This window comes from Vitiosangium sp. GDMCC 1.1324 (assembly GCF_003044305.1).
Taxonomy (GTDB): domain Bacteria; phylum Myxococcota; class Myxococcia; order Myxococcales; family Myxococcaceae; genus Archangium.
The window spans coordinates 1-6,333 of sequence record NZ_PZOX01000061.1; the positions used below are offsets into that span (position 1 = coordinate 1).

General features: G+C 64.7%; 4 protein-coding genes. 1 reads left to right on the plus strand and 3 read right to left on the minus strand.

From position 1 onward, the window contains the following. Nucleotides 1-596: hypothetical protein (locus tag DAT35_RS57745; protein ID WP_146210349.1), on the minus strand; the 596-nt coding region annotated here is incomplete at its 3' end. 1,037 nt (nt 597-1,633) lie between these two features. On the opposite strand from DAT35_RS57745, the gene DAT35_RS59745 reads away from it, so the two are divergent. Then, nucleotides 1,634-2,056 (plus strand): hypothetical protein, encoded by a 423-nt coding sequence (locus tag DAT35_RS59745; protein WP_108077973.1) that lies wholly within the window; start codon nt 1,634-1,636, stop codon nt 2,054-2,056. A gap of 66 nt (nt 2,057-2,122) precedes the next feature. On the opposite strand, the gene DAT35_RS58715 is transcribed toward DAT35_RS59745, so the two are convergent. Beyond that, the gene (locus tag DAT35_RS58715) at nt 2,123-3,079 is read right to left on the minus strand and encodes a hypothetical protein (protein ID WP_146210351.1); all 957 of its coding nucleotides are present in this window, start codon (nt 3,077-3,079) and stop codon (nt 2,123-2,125) included. A gap of 792 nt (nt 3,080-3,871) precedes the next feature. Beyond that, nucleotides 3,872-6,333, minus strand: a 2,462-nt coding sequence (locus DAT35_RS57770) for an RHS repeat-associated core domain-containing protein (RefSeq protein ID WP_304466095.1), incomplete at its 5' end; no start/stop codon positions are given.

A 6,333-nucleotide genomic window follows, 5' to 3' on the forward strand; every position in this document is an offset into this window, starting at 1 on the left:
TCGGTGAGGAAGTAGTGGGTGGAGCCAAAGGCGGCGTTGAAGAGGAGTTTGCGGCCGTCGAACTCGTGGAGGGTGAAGCCCTCGGGAGTCCACTGCAGACGGTCCTTGCGAGCGGAGTTGCCGGAGGTGTTGGGGGCGTAGCACCAGAAGGAGGCGCAGGGCGTGTACTGCATGCGTTGGGCGTCGAGGTTACGTACCCACCAGGAGCCGGAAGCAGGCTTGAAAACGAAGGCGAAGAAGTTGTGGTACCACTTCAGCGCATTGACGTTGGTGGGGCTGGAGCCGAAGGGCTTGGGCAGGCCAGTCATCTCGTTGGCATGACTGGAGGCGTAGTCCTCGGAGTCATAGGCCCGCAGGAAACCCAGATCATGGGAGATGGCTCCGCCGAGGGGGAAGTCCTCGACGCGGTGGAAGGAGCTGCCGTCGGCGAGGTTGATGGGGTCTCCGACCATGATGTCGGAACACTTGCAGGACTTGTCCTTCTTGCAGTCCAGGGACGTGTTGGTGTCGGGGCAATAGGGAGCGGCGTCCATGCTTGCCGGGAAGAGGATGCCGGCGAGCAGGAGGAGCACGGATGCAGTGGCGAGCCGTTTCATGGCTGGCCCTCCTGGGAAATGACGGGGCAGATTGACACCTGCCATGGAATGTTCAGGCATGAGGGAAATCCGAGTGGCTCAGGGTGACGGCTTGGAGCCTGCGGGGGAGGCAATGGACTGGGGAAGCTCGGGAGGGCGGGGAACAGCGGGGCCCTTGACGCGCTTGGAAACAGCGGTGGGAGACCAGTCCGGAGGCGGCGTGCACACGCGCTCGCGCGAGCCGGGAATGAGCGTGACGCACTCCCAACGCGCAGGGCAGTCGGAATTGTCGGCGCAGAAGTCGGAGCAGACGTAGCCCTCATGTGCGCCGGGGCGGTGGTGGAGGCAGAGATTCGTCTGGCATTCGGAGCGGCCGGCGAGAGTGCAGTCCTCGCCGAGTTGTCGGGTACGCGCGGAGGCCTGCAAGGGTCGACGCTCCGAGAGAACGTTCCCGGGTCTGCCGGAATCGTCCGAGAGGGTCGTCTGTGTGCAAGCCAGGCCGGCCAGGAACAAGGGCAGACAGGGCACCAGGGCTCGTAGAGAGCGCACGATAGGGATTCCTTTCAGCGGACACGCGATGGCATCACAAAATGCCTGCGGCACGAGAATGAATGTCTCTGGAGGGCCGGCGTGTCGGGCGGCGCACAGTGCAGTGTGGCATCTGGTGTGTCAAGGGAGAGCCGCCCCCCAGATAAACCGTCCCATTTTCGAGAACAGCGACCTCGGGTTCTTCTGGGACGGCGCCAACACCCTGGCTGGATTCATTTATGAATCCGGTAGCGTGTCCTATGCTCACGCGCATGCGCTTCTCTTTCCTTTGCGTCCTCCTCGTGGTCTCGAGTCTGTCAGGAAGTGCCTGTGCTCATCGGCTCGCCGCCGGCCGCCCGACATTCAGCCTCCTACGGGAGACACGCTGCAGCCGTTGCGACATCGAGGTACTCGCGCGAGACATCGCGGGGGCCTCCGCCCAGGACTGTGGGTGGGCCCATGACGAGTCACAGCGTGCGAACGTCGTCGCGTGTGCCCTCGAGGCGGAGGCGACAGGAAGGCCCTTCCGGATGGGGTTGGAGCTGAATGGAATCGACTCGACCATCCGCGCCGCGTTCGTTCGTGCGCCCGATGGGTCGTTGTCGAGGCTCTGGTACGACAGCGATTCCTCGGGGGGAGGAGCGGAGTGCGCGGCCATTGTGTCGCGGCGGCCCTGCGCGGCCCTGCGCTCCGCTCCCGAGGAGCCTTCTCTCCTGACCTGTGAGTGGGAGGGGGAGGGGCGCCGTATCTGCGACGAAGCGTACTCACCCGCCAGGAACTGGGGACCTCCACAGGACGCGAGCTCGCTGGAGTGCGAGACGTACTGGGGCGATCGGTGGGTGTGCGAGCAGCGCGAGGGGCAGCCGGGGAACGTGCCCGCGGGCACGACGCTGCGGTGCATGACGCATCCCTCACGCCTGTTGGTATGCGTGAAGGGAGGGACGGAGCCCTGAAGAGCCGACCTCCCCTCCGGTGCGGACCCGGCCCGGAGGGGAAGTGGGGTTTCAGCTCAACGGAGATTACAGCGGCGTGCAGACCGCCCGGTTGAGAGTCCCGGAGGAGGAGCAGGAGCCGCAGGTGGAGTTGCAGTCCTGACTCGTGGCATACCAGCCACTGGGGCACTGCGTGCCGCACTGGGTGAACGAGCTGCCGCTCAGGTTGAGATCACAGGCGGTCCGGTTGAGGGTCCCGGAGGAGGAGCAGGAGCCGCATTCGGAGTTGCAGTCCTTGCTCGTGGCATGCCAGCCATTGGGGCACTGCAGGCCGCACAGGGTGAGCGAGGTGCCCGGATTGAGTGCACAGACAGCCTGGTTGAGGGTCCCGGGGGAGGAGCAGGAGCCGCAGGTGTAGTTGCAGTCCTTGTTCGTGGCATGCCAGCCACTGGGGCACTCCAGGCCGCACTGGGTGAATGTCGCGTTTGAAGTGGGAGCGCAGAGAGCCTGGTTGAGGGTCCCGGGGGAGGAGCAGGAGCCGCAGGTGTAGTTGCAGTCCTTGTTCGTGGCGTGCCAGCCATTGGGGCACTCCGTGCCACACTGGGTGAACGTCGTGGTGGAGCTGGGGTTGGGAGCGCAGAGAGCCTGGTTGAGGGTCCCGGGGGAGGAGCAGGAGCCGCAGGTGTAGTTGCAGTCCTTGTTCGTGGCGTGCCAGCCACTGGGGCACTCCGTGCCACACTGGGTGAACGTCGTGGTGGAGCTGGGGTTGGGCTCACAGACAGCCCGATTGAGGGTTCCAGAGGTGGAGCAGGAGCCGCAGGTGTAGTTGCAGTCCTTGCTCGTGGCGTGCCAGCCGCTGGGGCACTCCGTGCCACACTGGGTGAGTGTGGTGCCGCTCAGGTCGAACTCACAGTGGACGTCGTTTGGCCAGGAGGAGTCGCAGGTGCCGCAGGCGGCGCTGTTGCACTGCCTGCTCGTGACGAGCCATCCAACCGGGCAAGTGGTGCCGCACTTGTTGAACGGGGTCCCCCCAGGATTGCGCACACAGACGGCTCGGTTGAGTGCTCCAGAGGTGGAGCAGGAGCCGCAAGTGTAATTACAGTCTTTGCTCGTGGCATGCCAGCCATTGGGGCACTCCGTGCCACATTGGGTGAACGTGCTCTCCCCCAGGTCGGGCTCGCAGTAGGCCGCGTTCGGTCGGGTGGCGTCGCAGGTGCCACAGTTCTGGTCACACTGAAATTTCGCGATGCGCCAGCCGCTTGGGCAGGTAAAGCCACACTTGGAGAAGGAATTTCCAGTCGGATCAGGTTCGCAATTCGCTTCGTTCGGTGTGGTGGCGGTGCAGGCGCCGCAACTCGTGTTGCACCGATAGAGCGTGGCGTGCGTGCCGCTCGGACACTTCAGCCCACATTGAAACAGCGAAGATTCCACCGTTGTGACGGTCGATGACTCGGAGTCTTGTTCCGGGTCGAGAGTGGGGCCGCAAGCTGTTGCCAGCAGGACAGCGCACAACATCCATAATTTCTTCATGGTTCTCCCTCGGCGCGTGGGTCGCACCGGGCTTCTTGAATGAACTTCTCCCCACCTCCAGCCCTTCTGGAACTGGAGGTGGGGAGTCTGCTTCTCGGGACTTCTACTGACCGGCATCCTTCGCGGTGCCCGTCGGCGGCTTACAGATGCAGACGGGTCTTGGGCAATGCCGGGGGAGCTGTGGCCCCGGACGCCCCGCGCAGATCTCCTGGCAGATATCGACCTCGGGGCAGTCCTCCTCGCATCCGGCGAGACTGCCCACGACCATGCTCCAGATGAGCCATGAGCGCGCGAGGGCCGGGGAGGTCAGTCCGTGAGCGAGCCGCATTCCAGCTCTCCACTGTTCCCGGGGACGCCCTTGCCCTGGTTGTGATCCCAACCACAGGAGTGGGCGAACTCATGCATCAACGCCAGGATCTGACACTCGCTGTCGATGTCCCTCGAGCACCAGGTGATGTCCTCCTCGGGCTCCTTGCAGCTGCCCAGCGGGCTGGCGCCGGCCACATTGGGCTTCCTGCGGCAATAATCCTTGATGCGCCAGTAATCGCATTTCAGGTGGGCATTTACGACCTGATCGATGATGCACTCCTTCAAGCAGCGATCATCGATCATGGACGTCTTGTTGAGGATGTCGGCCGCCGTCGGGTAGTTCTTACAACCCTCGTCCGTCGAGAAGAGACCGGTCGGATCGGTGTACGCCTGGGGGTTGTTGTTCGCGTACGCGTACAGCGGCGTCACCATGCCTCGAGTCGCCTCGGTCTTCACCAGGCCCGGCCGCGTGGCAATCACTGGCTCGGGCTGGAGGTAACGGCCGGTGGAGGAGTCGTAGTAGCGGTTCCAGTTCTCGAAGAGGTCGGTCTCCGGGTCATGGTACTGGCCGGGGAAGCGCAGGGGCGTCCACATGGGAGCGGCGCCCAGGGCCCCGTCGTAGCGGCGGTACTCGTAGGCGCGGAGGGCCACGCCGGAGTAGGGGAAGTTGACGCCGGTGTCCTCGACGCAGCCAAAGGCATTGGGAGCCCAGTTGCCGGAGTCGGACTGGAACTTCACGACGAGAGAGCTGGCGGAGGGGTAGTTGAGCCAGGAACTGACGTAGGGGCCGAGGTGGTGGCCACCGAAGGGGCCGGCGAGCTGGGCGTTGGTGTTGCCGTCCACGACGTAGGTGGGGTCGTAGTAGTAGCCGCCGCAGGCCTCGGTATCGAGCGAGTCGAAGCGCAGGCGCACGTCCATGGACAGGCCCAGGGAGGGCTGGGAGACGCGGCCGATTTCGGTGGAGGGGGTGTTGCTGGCGTAGGGGTGCTGGGTTTCGCCCCAGTAATCCACGCGGTTGAGCTCGCCGAAGGGAGAGTACTCACCGGTGCCGGTGATGCGGCCGGAGCCGTCGAGCATGAGGACGGGCTTGCCGAGGTGGTCGGAGACGATGAAGTAGACGCCGCAGCGCTCATTGCCACCGAGACGCTGGCAGCTACCCTCGGAATCGGGCTGGCGGTTCCAGGAGGCGTCGAAGCTGGAGCGGAGCATGGCAATGGGGCGCTCGCCCAGCCAGATGTACTCGTCGAGAGGGTAGGGAGCGTTCTGGGAGAGGGAGGCGAAGCCACGGTCCTCGAGGAGGTGGCGGTCCTGGTCGTAGAAGTATTCCTCGGTCTGGTCGGTGGGGTGGACCTTGAGACGGCGGCGGCCCTGGGCGTCGTACCAGTAGTTGTAGAAGGCACCACCCACCACCTCGACGGCGCGGAAGACGGTCATGTTGCCGGCGCTCTGGGTGTCCGTGTTGTAGTTGAAGCGCAACGAGCGGCCGGGAAGGCCACTGGAGTCATTGGGCCACTGAATCTGCTCGATACGGCCGTCGCGGTTGTAGGAGTAGTTGCGGGCGAGCATGGTGCCGGCTCGGCTGGCGACGTAGGACTGCAACCGGTCACCGGAGTAGGCATAGGTGAAGCCGTTGCCGAACTCATCCACCGAGAGGCGGGTGCGGTTGCCGCGAGAGTCGTAGGCGGGACTCTTGATGCGGTAGGAGCCACCGGTGCTGGTGACGGAGGGCATGGTGGCGCTCGTCAGACGCAACAGTCTGTCGTAGCCGAATTGCTCCACCTGACTGGAGGCGCTGCGGACACAGGTATTGATCTGGGAAACCTGATCCGCCTGCCAGGTGTAGGTGCGCTTGAAGAGGTCGCCGGAGCCGGAGCCGAGAGGCTGAGCGCCGGAGGAGAGCCAGAGGGCGCGCAGGCGGCCCGTCCAGTCGGAAGAGGACTGGGAGGGCATGGTGGAGGGACAACTGGAGGACGGTGCGGTGCCCGCGTTGTCACCCAGGAGGTACTCGAGAGAGGCGGTGGTACCGGAGGTGGGGAATCGCAGGTGGTAGCCGCGAACGCCGCCAAAGGGCTCCCAGGAGATGTTGGAGACGAGCGTCGTCTGGGTCCAGGAGGCGGGAGTGCCGGTGTAGAGGGCGACGGAGATGGAGTCGATGCGATCCACCCGCTTGAGGTCGCTGGAGTAGACGTACTCCACGCGGCGACCGTGGGGGTAGATGATGGAGGCGAGGTTGCCGTTGTCGGTGTAGGAGTAGCGCAGGTGCGGGTTGGAGTCCGAATGGGTTTCGGAGCAACTGGTGGCACCCGGGCGGACCCTCAGCTCACTCACGAGGCGGCCCTGGTTGTCATAGGAGTACCAGGTGTCACCACCGCTGTCCCTGGCCATACGCAGACGGCCCTGGGTGAAGGTGGGAGCGGAACAGCCCGAGGGGGGAGCACCACCATCGGCGTCATAGAAGA